Raw genomic sequence first — 18287 nt, forward strand, 5'->3', positions numbered from 1 at the left:
CCGGCCCTGTGACGCCTGACCGTGCGGGGTGACGGACCGGAGTGCCAGTGGATCATCCAGTCCGACCAGGGAGTTCCCCAGCATCGTCATATTCCCGCTTTCTCGGCATACTTCCTCTGTGACGGGGCAGGTTCAGGCGGTGAGCAGCGGGCCCCACCGCTGCCAAGCGTCAGGACCCGTGGATTTGCTGGCTGACCACAAGGACAACCGTGATCCGAACTCTGCTCGCTGAGGACATGCATCTGGTGCGCGGGGCACTCGTGGCTTTGCTGGCGTACGAGGAGGACATCGAGGTCGTCGCGGAGGTGGACCGCGGTGATCGCGTCGTGACCACCGCCTGCGACGTCCAGCCGGACGTCGCGGTGATCGACGTCGGGTTACCCGGCAAGGACGGCCTGGTGGCCGCGGGCGAGTTGCACGAGACGCTTCCCGATTGCGGGGTCCTGATCCTCACCGGCGTCGGCACGCCGGGGCTGCTGCGGCGGGCGCTGGACGCGCACGTGCGGGGCTTCATGGCCAAGGACGCGCAGCCCGGCCAACTGGCGGACGCGATCCGCCGGGTCGCCTGCGGTGAGCGCGTCATCGACTCGGAGATCGCCATCGCCGCGATGTCCTCTCCCGACGCGCCCCTGACCGCGCGCGAACTCGACGTGATCGGCGCCGCCGCCGAGGGGGCGTCCGTGTCGGAGATTGCGGCCTCGCTGTTCCTGTCCAAGGGAACGGTCCGCAACTACCTCCATCGCAGCACGGCCAAGCTCGGCGCGCGCAGCCGCATCGACGCCATCCGCATCGCCCGGGAGTCGGGCTGGATCTGAACCGCCTGAACTGAACCGCCGCCCGGTCGTCCTGGGCGGCGGTTCAGGTTCCGGCTGTGAGCGCCCCGGTCCGGGCGGGCCGGTGTCGGTCAGCCCGGTTCGGTCAGCCGGGTTCGGTCAGCCTGGTTCGGTCAGGCCGGTCCGGTCGGCCACGAAGGCCAGGACGTCGGCGGCGAGCGTGATGGAACGGCTGGCCGCGCGGGCGCCGTGCCCCACGTCGGGCTCGTGCCGCAGCAGGATCGGCCGGTCCCCCGAGGTGGCGTGCTGCAGGGCCGCGCACATCTTGCGGGCGTGCAGCGGATCGACCCGGGAGTCGCCCCCCGAGACGGTGAACAGCGTCGCGGGGTAGTCCACCCCGTCGCGGACGTGGTGGTAGGGCGAGTAGGCGAGCAGCCAGGGCAACTGCTCGGGGTCGTCGGCGGAGCCGTACTCGGCCGTCCAGGAGGCGCCGAGGCCGGAGCGTTCGTACCGGACCATGTCGAGCAGGCCCGCCGAGCAGACGACCGCGGCGAACAGGTCTGGCCGCTGGGTCATGGCCGCGCCCACGAGCAGACCGCCGTTGGACTCGCCCCAGACGGCCAGCCGCTCGGGCGTCGTCCACCCGTCGGCGATCAGCCGCTCCGCCGCGGCGACGAAGTCGTCGAAGACGTTCTGCTTGCGGTCCAGCATGCCGTCGCGGTGCCAGGTCTCCCCCTCCTCGCCGCCGCCGCGCAGCCCGGCGATCGCCAGCACCCCGCCGGCCTCCACCCAGGCGCGGGAGTCGGCGGCGTACCCGGGCGTCAGCGTCATGCCGAACCCGCCGTAACCGGTCAGGATCGCCGGTCTGGGGCCCTTCCGTCCGGGAAGCGCGGAGATCACCATGCGCACGAGCGTGCCGTCGGCGGAGCGGTACTCCACGTGGTGGCTCTCCACCCCCGGCAGCGGCACGTGACCCGGCGCCGCCGCCCACCTGACCGCCCGGTCCGCGCGCGCGTCGTAGTGCCACACCTCGGCGGGGGTCACGGCGTCGGTGTAGCCGAACCACGCCTCGTGGCCGCCGTCCGGCCGGGACGTCAGCGACGTGACGGTTCCGTTGCCCGGTAGGGGTACGGATCCCAGCAGCGCGCCGCCGGCCGCGTCGTGCACGCCGATCTCGCCGACGGCGTGGCGGGTCCTGACGACCAGGAGCCGGTCGCCGCCGAGGACGGTGAAGGCGCCGAGCACCGCCTCGGGATCCTCGGGGATCAGCTCCTTCCAGTCGCCGGGGGCGGCCGGGTCGGCCACGCACAGCCTGCGCCGGGGCGCCCCGTGGTCGGTCAGCAGGTAGAGCCGCCCGTCGTGGCCGACGGCCACGGCCGTGTTCGCCTCCAGCCCTTCCTGCACGACGCGCAGCTCGGGCCGGCGCGCCGAGCAGGCGGACAGGTCGGCCAGCCAGACGTCGTTCCCCGCCCTGGCGCCCGTGGAGATCGTCAGCCAGCGCCCGTCGTCGATCCGCAGCCCGTACGGCACCGCGCCACGCGTGAAGACCTCGATGTCGTCCGGCTGCCCGAGGCGGTGCAGGTAGACGCCCTGACGGAAGCGAACGTACAGGAAAGCCGCCTCGCCGGGCAGCCAGGCGACCGGGGAGTAGCGGCAGCCGCCCACCGGGCCGTCGATCACCTGGCCGGTGCCGAGGTCCATGACGTACAGGTCGGCCCGCTCGTCGCCGCGCCTGGACACCTGGTAGGCGAGCCGCCGCCCGTCCGGGTCGGGCTCCCAGTCGTCGAGCGTCGTCAGGCCGCTGGGGTCCAGCCGCATCGGATCGAGGATCACCTCGTCGTCGAGGCAGAGCACCGGATGCTCCTGCCCGGCGGACCGGGACAGGTGGAAGCGGCGCTCACCCCGCCACACCGGCGGGCTGACCATTCCCGTGACGGCCAGCTCGGCCAGGCGGTCGGTGAACCGTTCACGCAGCGGGAGCCGGGCGGCCCACTCGCCCCACAGCCGGTCCTGGGCGACCTGCCAGGCCCAGGTCGCGGGATCGTCGGGATCCTCCAGCCAGCGGTAGGGGTCGGTGACCTGGTGGCCGTGCAGGTTCTCGACGAGGGGCAGTCGCGTGGCCGCTGGGTATCTCATGACACGGGCTCCGGTTGCCAGTGGCCGACCAGGTCGGCGTACAGGGATGAGGTGTGGACGAGCTCGTCGTGGGTCCCGGCCTGGACCCGGCCGCCGTCCATGAGCAGGACGCGGCCGGCCCGCCGGGCCGAGGTGATCCGGTGGGCGACGACGACCAGCGTGCCGCCGCGGGCGGCGAACGCGTGCTCGACCCGGGCCTCGGCGGCGGGATCGAGGTGACAGGTGGCCTCGTCCAGGATGATCAGGCGGGCGGGTGACAGATAGGCGCGCACCAGCGCGACGAGCTGCCGCTGCCCCGCCGACAGCGCGCCGGGGTCGAGGCGGGCGTCGTAGCCGCCCACGGCCGCCACCAGGTCGGCCGCCCCCAGGGCGCGCACGGCCGCGTCCAGCTCGGCCGCCCCCGGCCCGGCGCCGCCCGCCTCACCGTCGTCCACGTCGCCGCCCGGCCGGGCGTCCTCCTCGCGACCTTCCGGCCGTGCGGCGTCCCCCGCGTCGTGGTTGGCGTCGGGGTTCGCGTCGTGGTTGGCGTCGGGGTTCGCGTCGTGGTTGGCGTCGGGGTCCGGCGGGGTGCTGAGGTAGGCGAGGTTCTCGCGCAGGGTGCCGCGGAAGACGTACGCCTCCTGCGGGATGAGCACCCTGGCGGCGGGCTCGGCGCGGGCCGCCGGGACGCCGCCGACCAGCACCTCCCCCGCGTCCGGGCGCAGCAGCCCGCTGATCAGGGAGGCCAGCGTGGACTTCCCCGCCCCGCTCGGCCCGACGACGGCCAGATGCTCGCCCTCGGGGACGTGCAGCGAGAGGCCGTCGACGACGGGGGCGGAGTGCGGGCCGTACGCGAAGGTGACCTCGCGCAGCCGCACCTCGGCGGACGCGGGCCGCAGGCGGGTGGGACGCGGCGGCGGCGGCTGCGCGGCGGCGGTGATCCGGTCCAGTGACGCGGCGAGCTGGATCCCGCTCACCCCGAGTCCCTGCACGAGCCCGCCGAGGGCCGGCGCCAGCGACTGGGTGACGTACGCCAGCGCGCCGACGACGACCCCGGCGCCCGCTCCGCCGCTCAGCAGCCACGGCGTGCCGGCGAGGACCAGCACCACGGGCAGCCAGCCGCCGACGCCCAGCGCGGCCGTGCGGACGGCGGTCGCCCTGGCCAGGGCGTGCGCGGCGGACGCCTGGGCCTCGACGTGGGCGGCCATCCGGGCGCCCTGGCGCTCCTCCGCGCCGCAGGCGACGATGTCGCGCAGCCCGCCCGCCATGGCGGTCATCTCCTCGGCGAGCCGCTCGTCGGCCAGCAGGAACTCCCGCTGCCGCCGGGTCAGGAGCGGCAGCGACGCCAGGAACAGCACCAGCCCCGCCGCGAACGGCGGCAGCACCAGCAGCGCCGCCCCCGGCGCGAGCGTCAGCAGGCCCAGGACCACGCTCACCACGGTGAAGGCGAAGCCCCGCACGGTGGTGACGACGGCGGCGAAGGCGTCCCTGGCCAGCTCGACCTGGAGGCCGGCCCGGGTGACGGCGGCGCTGTCCTGGGCGGCGCCGGGCGTGGCCGCGGCGCGGCGGAGCGCGCCGCTGACGACGTGGGTGAGCAGGTCGTCGCGGAACGGCTCCGCGATGGCCGCCACCGCGAGGACGATCTGGCGGGCGGCCACCGCGGCCAGCACCCACGCCAGGCCGAGTGCCGCCAGCCAGGCCAGCCCGACGTCCAGCCGGGCGGCGGCGAAGCCGTCCTCGATGGCGCGGGCGACGGCCAGGCCGATGAGGAAGGCGGGGGCCGCCTCCACCAGCGACCACAGGCAGATCCGTACCAGCTGACCCGGCTCCCGGCGCAGCGCGCGCCACAGCAGTGCCCTCATGGCCGCTCTCCCTGGAAGACCGCCCGGTAGGCGGGGTCGCGCCACAGCTCGCGGTGCGGCCCCCGGCCGCGTACGGCGCCGTCCTCCAGCCAGATGACCTGGTCGGCGCCGGCGGCCGTGGCGAGGCGGTGCGCGACGACCAGCCGGGTACGGCCGCCGTTGGCGGTGGTGAGGGCGCGGCCCACCTCGCGTTCGGTCACGGTGTCGAGGCTCGAGGTGGCGTCGTCGAGTACCAGCAGACGTTCCCCCTGGGCGAAGGCGCGGGCCAGGCCGAGCCGCTGGCGTTCGCCGCCGGACAGCGGCGCGTCCGCGGTCGGGGTGGCGTACCCGCGCGGCAGCCGCTCGACGAACCCGTCGGCGCGCGCCGCCCTCGTGACGGCGTCGAGCTCCGCGTCGCCGGGGGCGGCGCGGCCGAGCGCTATGACGTCGGCGATCGTGTCGCCGACCAGGACGGGACGTTCGAAGGCGTAGCCGACGGCGCGTCTCAGCTCGTCACGGGTCAGTTCGGGCAGCGGGACCCCGTCGAGCAGGACCGTGCCGCTGTCGGGGTCGGCCAGCCGGGCGGCGAACGCCGCGAGCAGCGACTTGCCGGACCCGGACCGCCCGACGACGGCCGTGACCGAGCCGCCGGGGACCACCAGTTCGGGCACGCGCAGCTCGGCGCCGGTCACGTCGCGGAACTCCACGGTGCCCGTCCCCGGCGGCAGGGCCCGGGTGCCGTGGCGGGGCCGGGGCACGGCGAGCACCTCGGCCACCCGCCCGGCCGCCGAGCGCGCCCTGGCCAGGCCGCCGACGAAACCGAGGGCGCCGCTCAGCGCGGCTCCCAGGACCGCGTACCTGGCGGCCGCGTACAACTCGCCCACGGTGAGGTCGCCGGCGGCGAGCATGAAACCGCCGACCGCCAGCACGGCCACCTCGACCAGCGGCACCACGAGGCCGGCGCGCACCCCCGCCGTGGCGTTGGCGCGCCACAGCAGCAGGCCGTGCCGCCGCAGCCGGGGCAGCGGCCGCAGCACCCGCCGGGCCTCGCGCGCGGCGGTCCCGGCGGCGGCGATGGTGCGCGCCCCGTCGAGCGCCTCGACGAGGCCGGCGGCCAGTTCGCCCTGCGCCTCCTGGTAGCCGCCCGCGATCGTGGTGGTGGAGCGCAGGAACGTCTTCAGTACGAGCAGGATGAGGACGATGCCGACGAACAGGGTCAGGGTGAGCACGGGCGCGATGAGGGTCAGCGCCACCAGCGCGCCGACGGTGGGCACCAGCAGCGCGAGCGCCCCGGTCACCGACTCGGGGGCCCGCCCGACCTCTTCGGTGTTGAGCCCGGCGCGGGTGACGATCTCACCCTCGGGAAAGCGGCGGGTGACGGCGGGGCCGGCGCCGAGCACGTGGCGCAGCACGCCGAGACGCAGCCGGGCGGCGGCGCAGGCTCCGCTCGCGCCCGCGGCCCAGACGCCGAGGCTCTCGCAGAGCATCACGCAGGCGACGATCGCCGCGCAGCCGGTCAGCCACCGGACGGCCGCGGGGTCGGCCGCGACGAACGCGTCGACGGTCCGGCCCGCCACGTACGGCAGGGCCAGCTCTGCGGCGGCGCCTCCGACGGCGGTGGCCACCAGGAGCGCGGTCCACGGCCCGTTGCGCCGTACCGCTTGCGTGACCAGCCGGTCTCCGGCGAGCACCCCGGGGCCTCCTCGGGTCAAAGTTTGAGATCCCCGCGCCGTCCTCGTGGGGCGGCGCGGGGATCGGTACTACGGATCAGTGGCAGAGCGCGACACTGAGGTTGCTGGGCTTGCCGGAGTTGCATCCGAGCACCGTGAGCGTGCTGCCGCCGCTCGCGACGTCGCTGCTGGCCGGGGTCTCGAGGCCCTGAAGGTCGAGGAGTACCATGGTCTTACACCTCCTTCTGAAGGTCGTGGGTGGCAGGCCGCACTGCGGATGCGGCCTCGAGGAACGGCAGGTGTCCAGGCTCATCGCCCAGAACCGTGTGCAGGGCGAACAGGACACCTGCCGAACCAGTCGAGAAATCCATGGAGAGCCGTAGCAGCTGGTCGCCCGGGAAGGCCAGGCCACCTCCGTACGGCAACGCGTGCCAGCGCAGCCCCTTGACGTGGGCTTCCAGCACCGCAGCGGTGTCCGGCTCCGCCGGCACCCCGGCCAGCGCGGCGATGATGCCGGCGCGGCCGGTGAACAGGCCCGGCTGCACGAAGAAACCGGAGCGGGCCGCCTTGAGCAGGTCCGCGAGCGCGGCGGCGAGCGCCGGGTCGTCGCGGTGGGACAGATAGCGGGCGAGCACCAGCGCGATGCCGGCGGAGCCCTCGTCCACGTACGGCAGCAGCCGCCAGCCCTGGTTCACCTGGAGCGAGCCGTCCTGGGCCTCCCGGCACCTGCGCAGGTCCTGCTGGATCGCGGTCCGCGCCAGGTCGAGCAGCGACGGGTCGCCGGTGTGCTCGTACGCGTGCAGGAAGAGCAGGGCGGGGCCGCTTGAGCCGTACATGAGCCCGGCCCGCGGGTTGGTGCCGCCGCTGACCTCAGGAACGTCGTCGGGACCGCCGAGCCGGTCGGCGCAGATGTCGACCGCGCGCAGGCCGGCCTTGGTGAGCTCGGGCTCGCCGAGGTGCAGCAGGTTCAGCCCGATCCCGGCCAGTCCGGTGTGGAGCGCGGACTCCAGCCCTTCCCACTTCTCGCGCAGGCAGATGTCCACCACGTCCAGCGCGTCCTGGCGGTAGCCGAGCCGGTCCAGCACGTAGGCGATGCCGTGCAGCCCGTCGTACAGGCCGAGGCCCGATCCGGGGATCGGACGCCGTGCCCGCTCCCGGAGCCAGTCGTCGTACTCGGGGAAGCGTCCGGCGCCGGTGACCGCCAGCGCGTACAGGACGCCGGCCGCGCCGTGGGCGAGGTTCAGTCCGCCGCCGGGGCGGAACTGCGCCACGTCGCCGGGGAACAGCCGGTCGTCGCGATCCGGTGTCGCCGCGGCCGTGATGGCGCGGCGGAGCGCGTCCCGCAGCCGCGGCCAGGGCGCGGAGCCGGGCATCGGCGGGTCCTCCGCCCGCGTCCGCCCGCCGTCGGCCCGCTTGCCGTCGGTCGAGACGGGCTCGGACGGGGCGCGGCCCATGATGGTGGCGGCGGCCGTCCTGGCCATGTCGCCCGTGCCCGGGAACGTCTCCGCGACCAGCTCGCCGAGCTGCGCGACCTTCGCCGGGGAGAGCGGGAGCATGATCGTGCACTGCGGCGCGAACAGGCCCAGCCGCAGGCACGCCATCGCGTACCTGTCGACGTCGGCCCCCTGCCGGTCGGGCGGCGCCACGAACGCCGGGTGGGCCAGCGCGGCCCGTGCCCCGTCGTCGGTCAGCGTGGCGACCTCGTAGTCGATGAGCACCACGCGCCCGTCCTCGGTCAGCAGGATGTTGTCCGGGTGCAGGTCGCCGAAGACGACGCCGCGCTCGTGCAGCGCCTCGATGGCCGCCTCCACCTGGTCGAGGGTGTCGAGCGCCCAGCGCGTGTAGGCGGCCAGGTCGTCGGCGTCGCAGGTCGCGCGGGTGAGCGGGTAGCGGTGCACCAGGCGCCGCTGCAGCGGGGTGCCGTCGACGAACTCCTGCACGAGGAAGTGGTGCTCGCCGACCGTGAAGTGGTCGCGCAGCTGCGGCGCCACGCCGAGGCCGGCCAGGCGCTCCAGGATGGCGCGCTCGTGCGCCAGCCGCGTCACCGCGTCCCGGCCGAGCGCGTCGAGGCCGGCGTGCGGCCTCGCCTCCTTCAGCACCACCTGGTCGCCGGTGTGCAGGTGCCGGGCGAGGTAGACGCCTCCGCCGTTGGAGAAGTGCAGCACCCTGTCGATCTCGTACGGCAGGTCGCTCATGGTGACGGCGTTGCGCGCGGCCAGGTGCGGCTTGAGGAACTCCGGCAGCGTCGTCCACGGCGGCACGGAGAAGATGGCGCCGCGCACGTCGGGGACGAGCGTTCCGTCGCCGTCCTCGACGGCCAGCACCCGCTCGCCGCCGGACAGGCAGTGCCGCTCCGCGAAACCGCCGTACCTGACGAACAGCGGTCCCTCGCCGTAGCGCAGGTCGCTGAGGATGTAGGGGCCCCGGACGTCGCGCAGCAGTTCGTCCAGTTCTTTCAGGACGAGTTCGAGCTGCGCCTCGTCCCTCGGGTAGATCGTGATCAATTTACCGCTGGAAGCGCGCGAGGCGGCCTTGGAATTCACCATGACCAGAACTGCCGGGCCCCGCAGGAACTTGAAAGGGATCATCCGGGGAATGCAGTAGTCATAGACCGCGGAAATCGCCTTCTCGGCGTCGTCGAGCCGGGCGGAAACGTGAATCTTCCATCCCTGCGCCGGCATCGGCGGCTCACTGTTGGGAGCGTAGTAACACCAGGTCTCGGTGATCTCGGACGACCAGCCGGCCGGCGCCGGGCGGTGCAGAATGGAGAAACCAGCATCGGCGGCCGTGCTGTGCTCAAGCGTGTCATAAAAATGACGATCCGCGAGGCAGTACAGCTCATACTGGTCCATCACGCGCCTTCCCGAAGAGGTCTACGCAAGAAGAATGGCGGCGCGCCGATATTTAGTCCAGATAACACGGGACACCACTACGGGGTGTCGAACACACTGCCCTATGTGCGTTTCGCACAAATGGTTTCGGTAGAACGGCACGGTCATTTCCCGGTCGAGCCCGAAGAGCCCTGTGACCAGGCGGAAGAAGCGGGGCGGCGCTCGTCACGCCGGCCTCCGGGCACGGGTCGCGTCCGGCCGGCGAGGCGTCGTCCAGGCCCCGCCGCGCCTGTGGCGCGCCGTCAGTTGCTGCGCGGGATGCGGATCTGGAAGAGGAAGCTGCCGCCGCGTAAGGTCGTCGTCTCCAGCGCGCCGCCGAGCACCGCGATGCGTTCGGTCAGGTTGATCAGCCCTTGCCCGCCGTCCTTCGGGTGGTACGGCTGGAGGACTCCGTCGTTCCTGATCGACAGGCTCACGAGCCGGTCCTGTTCGAGCAGCTGGATCGCGCACTCGCGGGCGGTGGCGTGCCGCAGGACGTTCGTCACGCCCTCGCGCAGCGCGTGGGTGAGCGCCTCGCCCACCTCGCGTGACAGGTCGCGGCACGAGACCCGCATCTGGCAGCGGATCCCCACCGACTCCAGCAGGGCCCGCGCCGAGCTCAGCTCGTTCTCCAGCGAGGAACGCTGCTCGCCGTGGGCGACGGCGCGCACGTCGGAGGCCAGGGCGCGCAGCAGGGCCAGCGTCTCGTCCAGCTCCTGCTCGGCCTTCTCGTCGCGCTCGTGCACGAGCCGCTGGACGAGTTGCGCCTTCAGGACGAGGACGGTGAGCCGATGGCCCACCAGGTCGTGCAGGTCCCTGGTGAAGCGGCGGCGTTCCTGGACCACCGCCCGGTGGATCACGTCACTGCGCGTGGCCGACAGGCGATGGGCCTGCCCGGCCAGACTGACCAGGGCGAACTCCACGAGGCCGAGCAGCGGCGCGGTGACGGCCCAGCCGACGTCGCTCAGCGCCCCTGAGGGGGTCGCGAGGAACACCGGCCCGCAGGCCACGGACAGCAGGGCCAGGGCGAACGACCGCATCTGGTGGGCCGCCAGCAGCAGGGCCCCGGACAGCAGCGCCGACACCGGGATCCAGGCCGTTCCGACGAACGTCCACGGCAGGTAGGTCAGCCACGCCTGGATCGCGATCAGCCACCACCCGACGCCCTTGCGGGTCAGTATGCCCAGCACGAACCGGGCGTGCACCGCCAGGAGAACGAGCAGGACCGCCGAGCCCTCGAGGAGGTGTCCGGTGTCCGCCAGCCCTCGGTGCACCGGCACCGTCAACGCCGGCACCCCGGCCATCAGGCCGAGAGTGCCCAGCATGAGCGGGGAGGAAGGCATCGTGGCCAGGGAACGCGATCGGCGCGCGAACCAGCTATCTCTTCTGTCCACCCGTCCCCCCGTAATTGCCTCGGTCATGCCGGACGCGTCCCATCGCAAAAGCCTAATGCCCGTATCACCCTTCCAATCGACCCGATCGTTCTGCCTCTGTAAAGCACGTGACAGGCTTTCGACACGGCCTCGTTACCGTGATCGGCACATTTTAGGACGTATAGATGCCTGTCATGGACGACAGCAGATTGGGTGAAAGTTTCTCGCGTTGTCTCGAATGACAGACGATCGGACCGCCGCGCGGCCTGCCCGCCGGGCGGGGTGATGCCGGGTATGTCGTGCCGCCGCGGGAGCGCGTGTTATGTACGATCTCCCCGTCCATCAGGTGGCACGCCGCCGACCGGCATGGCGTTCGGGACCGGGAGCGGCCTTTGTCGCCGACGAGAGTCGGCCGTCCTTCTCATTCTTCGTACGACCGCATGATGCGCCCGCGCCCGGCATGGTCCCGGGTCCACGGGAAGCCGTCGACCGATAACACGGTATTCGGTAGGACTATTTCATGAGCTGGGACTTCTCACGCAATAGCCACCGGAATACCGGAAGCCATCCCCATATGTGACAGCGAACCCGGCAGGTCTCAGCTCTTTCGTGAAGCTTTGAAGCACCCGCGCACGGAATAACGGCCCGCCGAATAAGACGGTCGCCTATGAGCACGAACGGCGGCCGCCGCCGGAAGGGAGGGTGGCCGGGAAGTGTCGGTGCCGCCTTCTAAGCTGGGCGCATGGCACGGGCAAACGAGGAGGCGGCCGCCGCCCTCCAGGAGTACGCGGAGCTGTTCGCGCTGACCGGCGGCGACGCCTTCCGGGTGCGGAGCTACCAGAAGGCCGCCAAGGCGATCGCCGGCTTCCCCGACGACATCGCCACGGTCGAGGTGCGCGGCGTGCCCGGGGTGGGCGAGGCGATCGCGAAGAAGATGGAGGAGTTCCTGCGGCGCGGGAGCTTCCGCCAGCTCGACGACCTGCGCGGCCGGGTGCCTGAGGGGGTGCGGCGGCTGACCAGGGTGCCGACGCTGGGCCCGAAGACGGCGATCATGCTCTACGAGGAGTTCGGCATCGACTCGCCCGACGCCCTCGGCGAGGCGATCGCCGGCGGCCGGCTCGACGGGGTCAAGGGGCTCGGCCCGAAGACGCTGGCCAACCTGCTCAAGGGCGTCGAGCAGCTGGAGCAGTCCGGCCGCCGGGTCCACATCGGCGTCGCCATGGCCCTGGCCGAGCAGGTGATGGCCTCCCTGGAGGCCGAGCGCATCGCGTACGCGGGGTCGCTGCGCCGGATGCGCGACACGATCGGCGACATCGACATCCTGGCCGTGGCGCCCGAGTCGATCATGTCGGAGTTCCGCGCCCAGCCGTACGTCGCCGAGGTGATCGCGGCGGGCGAGAAGAAGACGTCCGTCCGCACCACCTCGGGCATGCAGGTCGACCTGCGCGTGGTGCCCGCGGAGTCGTGGGGCGCGGCGATGCAGTACTTCACCGGCTCCAAGGAGCACAACGTCGCCATCCGGGAGATGGCGGTCAAGAAGGGCTGGAAGCTCTCGGAGTACGGCCTGTTCGAGGGCGAGCGCGTGATCGCCGCGGAGTCGGAGGAGGAGATCTACACGGCGCTCGGCATGCAGTACGTGCCGCCGCCGATGCGCGAGGACGGCGGCGAGGTGAAGGCGGCGCTGGCCGGCGAGCTGCCCGTCCTGGTGGAGCTGTCCGACCTGCGCGGCGACCTGCACACCCACACCGACCTCACCGACGGCATCGCCTCGCTGGAGGACATGGCGGCGGCGGGGGCCGCCCGGGGCTACTCCTACTACGCGGTCACCGACCACGCGCCCGACCTGGCGATGCAGCGGATGACCCTCGACAAGGCGCTGGAGCAGCGCGGGCGGGTGGCCGAGCTGCAGAGGCGCCACCCCGGCATGCGGCTGCTCCACGGCACCGAGCTCAACATCGCGCCCGACGGCTCGGTCGACTGGCCGGGCGAGGTCCTCCGGGGCTTCGACGTGTGCGTGGCCTCGGTCCACTCCCACTTCACGATGAGCCGCGACGAGATGACCCGCCGCTTCATCACCGCCTGCGAGAACCCGTACGTCGACATCATCGGCCACCCGACCACCCGCAAGATCGGCAAGCGCGGCATGGTCGACGCCGACTGGGACGCCGTCTTCCGCGCCGCGGCCCGCACCGGCACCGCGATGGAGATCGACTCCTACCCCGACCGCTCCGACCTGCCGTCCGACCTGGTCCGGCTGGCCAAGCACCACGGGGTCAAGTTCTCGATCGACAGCGACTCCCACGCGATCCCCCACCTGGCGCACCAGCGGTTCGGCGTCGGCATCGCGCAGCGGGCCTGGCTGACGACCGACGACGTCATCAACACCTGGCCGCTGGATCGGCTGCTGACGTTCCTGGGACGCTGACCTCGGCCCGCCCCCGGGCAGGTCAGCTTCCGGGTAAGGGGCGGCGCGCCTGCGTGACATCCGGCGGCCGGGCGCGGCGGCAGGAGCCTTTTCCGTCATGGTTTTCGGTGCGCCTTGTCGTGATGCTTCAGAAATCGGATTTTCTCCCTGTCTGGAACCGTTCACCCGCCGGTGATCGGGGTATGTCCCGGTGGTATCCGGCTGGAACGATCCATCTGGGCTCCCCTCATACGCCCGCAGGGACATATCCGGGAGGTGAAGGCGGTTGAGGGGGACCTTGGGCGCGATCGTCAAACCGCTGCCCGCCCACCTGTTCATCCGGCATGCCGCCGACGCCGAGCACGGCTGGGACAGCGGCGATCCTCCGGCGGGCGTGTTCGGCTCACCCGCCGGCGGCGCGGGGACGCCCGGGAGCGGGAACGCCGAGATGCGGTGGGAGAGCATGGCCGGTCAGGGCTACCACACGCCCACCGACCGGTTCTTCGTGCGCCACCACACCTTCACGCCGCTGATCGACGCGGCGACGTGGCGGCTGCGGGTGGCGGGCCACGGGGTGCGGCGTCGGACCGAGTTCGGCTACGACGAACTGCTCGGCATGCCGGCCCGCACCGTCGACGCCGCCATCGAGTGCGCGGGCAACGGCCGGCGCTTCTACGCGACCCAGCAGGGCATGGCCGCCCCCGGGACGCAGTGGGGGCTCGGCGCTATCGGGGTGGCCCGGTGGCGCGGCGTGCCGCTGCGCGAGGTGCTGGGCGAGGCGGGGGTGCGCGACGAGGCGGTGGACGTGGTGGCGGCGGGCCTGGACGCGCCCTTCGAACGGTACGGGCGGGTACGCCGCCCGCTGCCCGTGTGGAAAGCCATGGACGACGTGCTGGTGGCCTACGAGATGAATGGCGAGCCGCTTTTGCCGGACCATGGCTTTCCGGCCCGGCTGGTGGTTCCCGGCTGGGCCGGAATCGCGTCGATCAAATGGCTCGGCGAAATCGAGGTCTGCACGACCGCCGCATTCACGCCGTGGAACACCGTCTTTTACCGGGGCGTGATCCGCCAGCCGGTGAAGAGCGCTTTCGAACTCGCCTGGGACGCCCGGCTGCCCGTCGGCGAGCCGGTGGTGCTGCGCGGGCGGTCATGGTCGGGCCGGGGGCGGATCGTCCGGGTGCAGGTCAGCTTCGACGGCGGCTGGAGCTGGCACGACGCCGATCATCGAGGGCAGCACCTGGTCGGGGCATGGTTGCCGTGGCATGTGATGTGGGTGCCCGAGCACCGCGGGCCGCAGGTGCTCATGGCCCGCGCGACCGACGAGTCGGGCATCACGCAGCCGCTCGTCACCGCCTGGCATCCGGCCGGTTATCACTTCGACGCGGTCGTGCACCATCCCATTCACGGGGTGCGTGGTTAGCGAAATGTCACGCGTCTCGGCTGAGCTGGGTAATCGCTCACGGCCTGCGCAGGCCGCGAAATTCATCTGGAAGACTCGCGCAGAAACGTCAGGGAAATGCCTTCTTGCCATGCTGACCACGTCCCAGGGAAGGGAGAGCAGATGCGCCAGCTGACCGCGCTCGACGCGCAGTTCCTCAACGTCGAGTCCGCGACCACCGCCGCGCACGTGGCGGGCCTGGCGATCCTCGACGCCAGCGACGGCCGTCTGAGCCGTCAGGCGCTCGCCGAGCTCCTGATGGAGCGCCTGCATCTGGCGCCCGCGTTCACGCTGCGGCTGGTGGAGGTGCCGCTGGGCCTCGACCGCCCGTACTGGGCCGGCGACCCGGAGTTCGACATCGACAACCACCTGTTCGAGCTGACGCTGCCCGCGCCCGGCGGCGAGCGGCAGCTGGCGGAGGCGGTGGCGAAGATCCACGCCCGCCGGCTGGACCGGTCGCGCCCGCTCTGGGAGATGCATCTGATCCACGGGCTGGCCGGCGGGAAGGCCGGCGTCTACACGAAGGTCCACCACGCGGCGATCGACGGCGTCTCGGGCGCGGAGACGCTCGCCGCCCTTCTGGACCTGGCTCCCGGGGCCGGGCCCCGCGCCGTCGCGTGCAAGACCCAGCCGGCCGCCGGGCCGGCCGGGGGCGACGGGGTGGTGCGGGAGCTGCCCACCGCCAAGAGAGGGGCCGAGGTCGCGAAGAGCCGGACGGCGCGGGAGACGCCGGGGCTGTTCGACATGCTGGCGGGGGCGGCCGTCGCCGGGGTGACGCATCCCGCGCGGGCGCTGCGGTCCATCATGCGGGCGGCCGGGGACCTGGACGCCATCCCGCTGGCCGCGAACGTCCCTGGATCGCGGCTGATCGCCAGGGCCGCCCGGATGGCGGTGGGCGACGCGCGCGAGCGGCCGCCGCTGCCCGGCCTGGCCGCGCCGCGCACCCCGTTCAACGGGCCGATCAGCCCGCGGCGTCACCTGGCGTTCGGGTCGGTGTCCTGGAAGGACGTCAAGAACGTCGCCAGGGCCAACGGCATGAGCGGCAACGACGTGGTCATGGCGCTGTGCACGACCGCGCTGCGGTCCTGGCTGATGGAGCGCGACGCGCTGCCCGACGAGCCGCTGATCGCCGCCGTGCCCGTGGCGCTGCGCTCGGCCCGCGCGCAGGAGCGCGTCGGCAACCAGATCTCCGCCATGGTCGCCCCCCTGCCGACGGACACGGCCGATCCTCAGGAGCGGCTGCGGCTGGTCGGCAAGACGATGAACGCCGCCAAGCGCCGCTTCGCGCTGGCCCCCACGAGCTGGCTGGGCGAGCTGTGCGCGCTGCTTCCCGCCCCGGTCACCGGCCTCGTCACGCCGGCGATCTTCCGGTTGGCCTCGGTGGCCTGCCCGCCCGTCAACCTGATCATCAGCAACGTGCCGGGCCCGCAGTTCCCGCTCTACCTGTGCGGGAGCCGGGTGCTGTCCTACTACCCGATGTCGGTGCTCAGCGACGCGACCGGCGGCGTGAACATCACCTGCTTCTCCTACGACGGCATGCTCGACTTCGGCGTCGTCGCCTGCCCCGAGCGGATGGACGACGTGTGGGGTCTGCTGGACCACCTGCGGCGGGCGCTGGACGAGCTGGTGGACAAGCCGGACGAGTACCGGGAGGCGGCGGAGGTCCTGCCGGGCTGAGCGCCGCCGCCGAGGGCGCGAGGCTGTTCCGGCGGTGCCTCCTGAGGCGCTTGTGACGGCGTACGGATAATGGCCTGATGAGACCGATAGGCACCACAGATCTGTCCGTCCACCCCATCGCGCTGGGCACGAACGTGTTCGGCTGGACCGCCGACAAGGAAGCGTCCTGGGCGGTGCTCGACGCCTACGTCGAGGCGGGCGGCAACTTCATCGACACCGCCGACGTCTATCCGTACTGGGCCACGGGCGAGTCCACCTCCGAGTTGATGATCGGCGAGTGGATGGAGAGCCGGGGCAACCGCGACCGCCTCGTGCTGGCCACCAAGGTCGGCATGCTCGAAGGGCTCAAAGGGCTGGCCCCGGACACGATCAGGACGGCGCTGGAGGCGTCGCTGCGCCGGTTGCGCACCGACCGCATCGATCTCTACTGGGCGCATGTCGACGACCGCGACACGCCGCTGGAGGAGACGCTGGGCACGTTCGGCGAGCTGATCGGCGAGGGGAAGGTGCGCCACGTCGGCGCGTCCAACCACGGCCCCGCCCGGCTGGCCGAGGCGCTGAGGGTGTCCGACGAGAACGGGTCGCCCCGGTACGTGGCGCTGCAGCAGCCGTACAACCTGGTCGAGCGGGCGTACGAGGGAGAGCTGCGGGACGTGGTCGCCAGGGAGGGGCTGTCCAGCACGCCCTACTGGGGGCTGGCGCGGGGGTTCCTGACCGGGAAGTACGCGGGCGGGGCGACGGTCGACAGCCCACGTGCGGGGTCGGCCGCCCACTATCTGAAGACGGAGCACGGGCGCCGGGCGTCGGAGGCGCTGGCCAAGGTGGCGGCCGAGCGGCAGGCGGAGCAGGCGACGGTGGCGCTGGCATGGCTGGCCGCGCAGCCGACGGTGGCCGCGCCGATCGCCAGCGCGCGCAACGTGGAGCAGCTGGGGCCGCTGCTGGCCGCGGCCGAGCTGGAGCTGACTCCGGAGGAGCTGCGGCTGCTCGACGAGGCGTCTCGGCCGTGACCCGCTGAGACCCGCTGAGACCGGCTGAGACCGGGTCAGGGGCGGGGGCCGTCAGTGGATGCGGTCGATCAGGGAGCCGCAGAGGGCGCGCAGGTCGGCGGCGTCCGGCAGGCAGGCGTCCATGGTGTCCAGGGCGGAGGAGAGGTAGTGGTCCGCCAGGGCCTCGGCTTCGGCGCGGCCGCCGGCCTCCTCGACGAGGCGGGCGGCGCGCCGTACCGCCTCGTCGTCCGCGGCGCCCGCGGCGAGGAGGGCGGCGAGGTCGCGGGCGGCGGCGCCGTCGGTGGCGAGGGCGGCGAGGACCGGATAGGTCTTCTTGCCGCGCCGCAGGTCGCTGTCGGCGGGTTTGCCGGTGACGGTGGGGTCGCCCCAGATGCCGAGGATGTCGTCGGCGAGCTGGAAGGCGACGCCGAGCTCGCGGCCCATCCGCCACATGCGCGGGGCCAGCTCCGCCCGGCCGCCGAGGATGACGCCGGTGGCCGCGGCGGCGCCGAGCAGGCCGCCGGTCTTGCCCAGGGTCATCTCGGTGTACTCGTCGGCGGTCACGGCGCCGGGGCCGCGCCACGGCCGGTCCTCGAAGGCCATGTCGGCTGTCTGGCCCTGGACGAGTTCCATGAGGGCCGACGACAGGTAGGGCATGGCTTCGGCGGAGCCGGCGAGCTGGGCGACGGCGAGCGCCAGGAGCGCGTCGCCGGCCAGCAGCGCGGGGCCGGTGCCGTACGCCTTCCACAGGGCCGGGCGGTGCCTGCGCCGCTCGTCGAGGTCGATGATGTCGTCGTGGACGAGCGAGAAGGCGTGCACCAGCTCGACCGCGACGGCCGCCGGCACCGCCGACGCGGCGTCCGCGCCCGCGGCCTCGGCGCAGAGCAGGGCGATGGCCGGCCGCACGCTCTTGCCGACGTTGCCCTCGTACGGCCGTCCGTGGGCGTCGGCCCAGCCGAGGGTGAACGACGCCATCCTGGCGCTCCACGGATGCAGTGCCGACACCGCCTCGCGCAGGGCGGGCTCGAAGAGACGCCGGCAGCGAACGATCACCTCATCGGCCGGCCGGATGTCCCGCTCGGCGGCATCCACGGCTCACCTCCCACTCGATCTTGAATCTACAGGCAAGATCATGTGATA

General features: G+C 72.8%; 12 protein-coding genes. 5 read left to right on the forward strand and 7 right to left on the reverse strand.

All coding sequences use genetic code 11. The annotated features are described in order from the left end of the window. Positions 1-209: 209 nt before the first annotated feature. Positions 210-815, forward strand: coding sequence for a response regulator transcription factor (locus ACQEUU_RS26090; RefSeq protein ID WP_433070611.1), 606 nt, complete (start codon positions 210-212; stop codon positions 813-815). A gap of 117 nt (positions 816-932) precedes the next feature. Here ACQEUU_RS26090 and ACQEUU_RS26095 read toward each other — a convergent pair whose 3' ends face one another. The 6 genes from ACQEUU_RS26095 to ACQEUU_RS26120 form a co-directional block, all read right to left on the reverse strand. Continuing rightward, positions 933-2909: a prolyl oligopeptidase family serine peptidase gene (locus tag ACQEUU_RS26095; RefSeq protein WP_433070614.1), complete on the reverse strand. Its 1977-nt coding sequence runs from the start codon at positions 2907-2909 to the stop codon at positions 933-935. Beyond that, a complete protein-coding gene (locus tag ACQEUU_RS26100) occupies positions 2906-4750 on the reverse strand; it encodes an ATP-binding cassette domain-containing protein (RefSeq protein WP_433070617.1) in 1845 nt (614 codons plus the stop codon). The genes ACQEUU_RS26095 and ACQEUU_RS26100 overlap by 4 nt, the downstream gene beginning before the upstream one ends. After that, complete coding sequence (locus ACQEUU_RS26105) at positions 4747-6420, reverse strand: ABC transporter ATP-binding protein (RefSeq protein ID WP_433070620.1); 1674 nt, start codon at positions 6418-6420, stop codon at positions 4747-4749. Before ACQEUU_RS26105 ends, ACQEUU_RS26100 begins: the two co-directional genes overlap by 4 nt. Before the next feature lie 76 nt (positions 6421-6496). Next, positions 6497-6628 (reverse strand): SapB/AmfS family lanthipeptide, encoded by a 132-nt coding sequence (locus ACQEUU_RS26110; protein ID WP_270153905.1) that lies wholly within the window; start codon positions 6626-6628, stop codon positions 6497-6499. A gap of 4 nt (positions 6629-6632) precedes the next feature. Further along, entirely contained in the window at positions 6633-9251 is a 2619-nt protein-coding gene (lanKC, locus tag ACQEUU_RS26115; RefSeq protein WP_433070624.1) for a class III lanthionine synthetase LanKC, read from the reverse strand. Between the two features lie 281 nt (positions 9252-9532). Continuing rightward, complete coding sequence (locus tag ACQEUU_RS26120; RefSeq protein WP_433070627.1) at positions 9533-10612, reverse strand: sensor histidine kinase; 1080 nt, start codon at positions 10610-10612, stop codon at positions 9533-9535. Between the two features lie 772 nt (positions 10613-11384). On the opposite strand from ACQEUU_RS26120, the gene polX reads away from it, so the two are divergent. The 4 genes from polX to ACQEUU_RS26140 all read left to right on the forward strand — a co-directional run bounded on the left by polX (position 11385) and on the right by ACQEUU_RS26140 (position 17168). Then, positions 11385-13067 (forward strand): DNA polymerase/3'-5' exonuclease PolX, encoded by a 1683-nt coding sequence (polX, locus tag ACQEUU_RS26125; protein WP_433070629.1) that lies wholly within the window; start codon positions 11385-11387, stop codon positions 13065-13067. Between the two features lie 265 nt (positions 13068-13332). Beyond that, the gene (locus ACQEUU_RS26130; protein WP_433070631.1) at positions 13333-14466 is read left to right on the forward strand and encodes a sulfite oxidase; all 1134 of its coding nucleotides are present in this window, start codon (positions 13333-13335) and stop codon (positions 14464-14466) included. A 141-nt stretch (positions 14467-14607) separates the two neighbouring features. Next, on the forward strand, positions 14608-16161 hold the full coding sequence (locus ACQEUU_RS26135; protein ID WP_433070634.1) for a WS/DGAT/MGAT family O-acyltransferase: 1554 nt from the start codon (positions 14608-14610) through the stop codon (positions 16159-16161). A gap of 77 nt (positions 16162-16238) precedes the next feature. Beyond that, positions 16239-17168, forward strand: coding sequence for an aldo/keto reductase (locus ACQEUU_RS26140; protein WP_433070635.1), 930 nt, complete (start codon positions 16239-16241; stop codon positions 17166-17168). Between the two features lie 51 nt (positions 17169-17219). Here the strand turns inward: ACQEUU_RS26140 and ACQEUU_RS26145 are convergent, their stop codons facing one another. Then, positions 17220-18239 (reverse strand): polyprenyl synthetase family protein, encoded by a 1020-nt coding sequence (locus tag ACQEUU_RS26145; protein ID WP_433070638.1) that lies wholly within the window; start codon positions 18237-18239, stop codon positions 17220-17222. Positions 18240-18287: the final 48 nt, after the last annotated feature.

The organism is Nonomuraea sp. CA-218870 (assembly GCF_050936535.1).
Lineage (GTDB): Bacteria > Actinomycetota > Actinomycetes > Streptosporangiales > Streptosporangiaceae > Nonomuraea > Nonomuraea corallina.

Excerpts from the sequence above, each read along its gene's own strand:
- ACQEUU_RS26095 (WP_433070614.1), bottom strand. The coding sequence starts at position 2,909 with ATGAGATACCCAGCGGCCACGCGACTGCCCCTCGTCGAGAACCTGCAC.
- ACQEUU_RS26100 (WP_433070617.1), bottom strand. The coding sequence starts at position 4,750 with ATGAGGGCACTGCTGTGGCGCGCGCTGCGCCGGGAGCCGGGTCAGCTG.
- ACQEUU_RS26110 (WP_270153905.1), bottom strand. The coding sequence starts at position 6,628 with ATGGTACTCCTCGACCTTCAGGGCCTCGAGACCCCGGCCAGCAGCGAC.
- lanKC (WP_433070624.1), bottom strand. The coding sequence starts at position 9,251 with ATGGACCAGTATGAGCTGTACTGCCTCGCGGATCGTCATTTTTATGAC.
- ACQEUU_RS26120 (WP_433070627.1), bottom strand. The coding sequence starts at position 10,612 with ATGCCTTCCTCCCCGCTCATGCTGGGCACTCTCGGCCTGATGGCCGGG.
- polX (WP_433070629.1), top strand. The coding sequence starts at position 11,385 with ATGGCACGGGCAAACGAGGAGGCGGCCGCCGCCCTCCAGGAGTACGCG.
- ACQEUU_RS26135 (WP_433070634.1), top strand. The coding sequence starts at position 14,608 with ATGCGCCAGCTGACCGCGCTCGACGCGCAGTTCCTCAACGTCGAGTCC.
- ACQEUU_RS26140 (WP_433070635.1), top strand. The coding sequence starts at position 16,239 with ATGAGACCGATAGGCACCACAGATCTGTCCGTCCACCCCATCGCGCTG.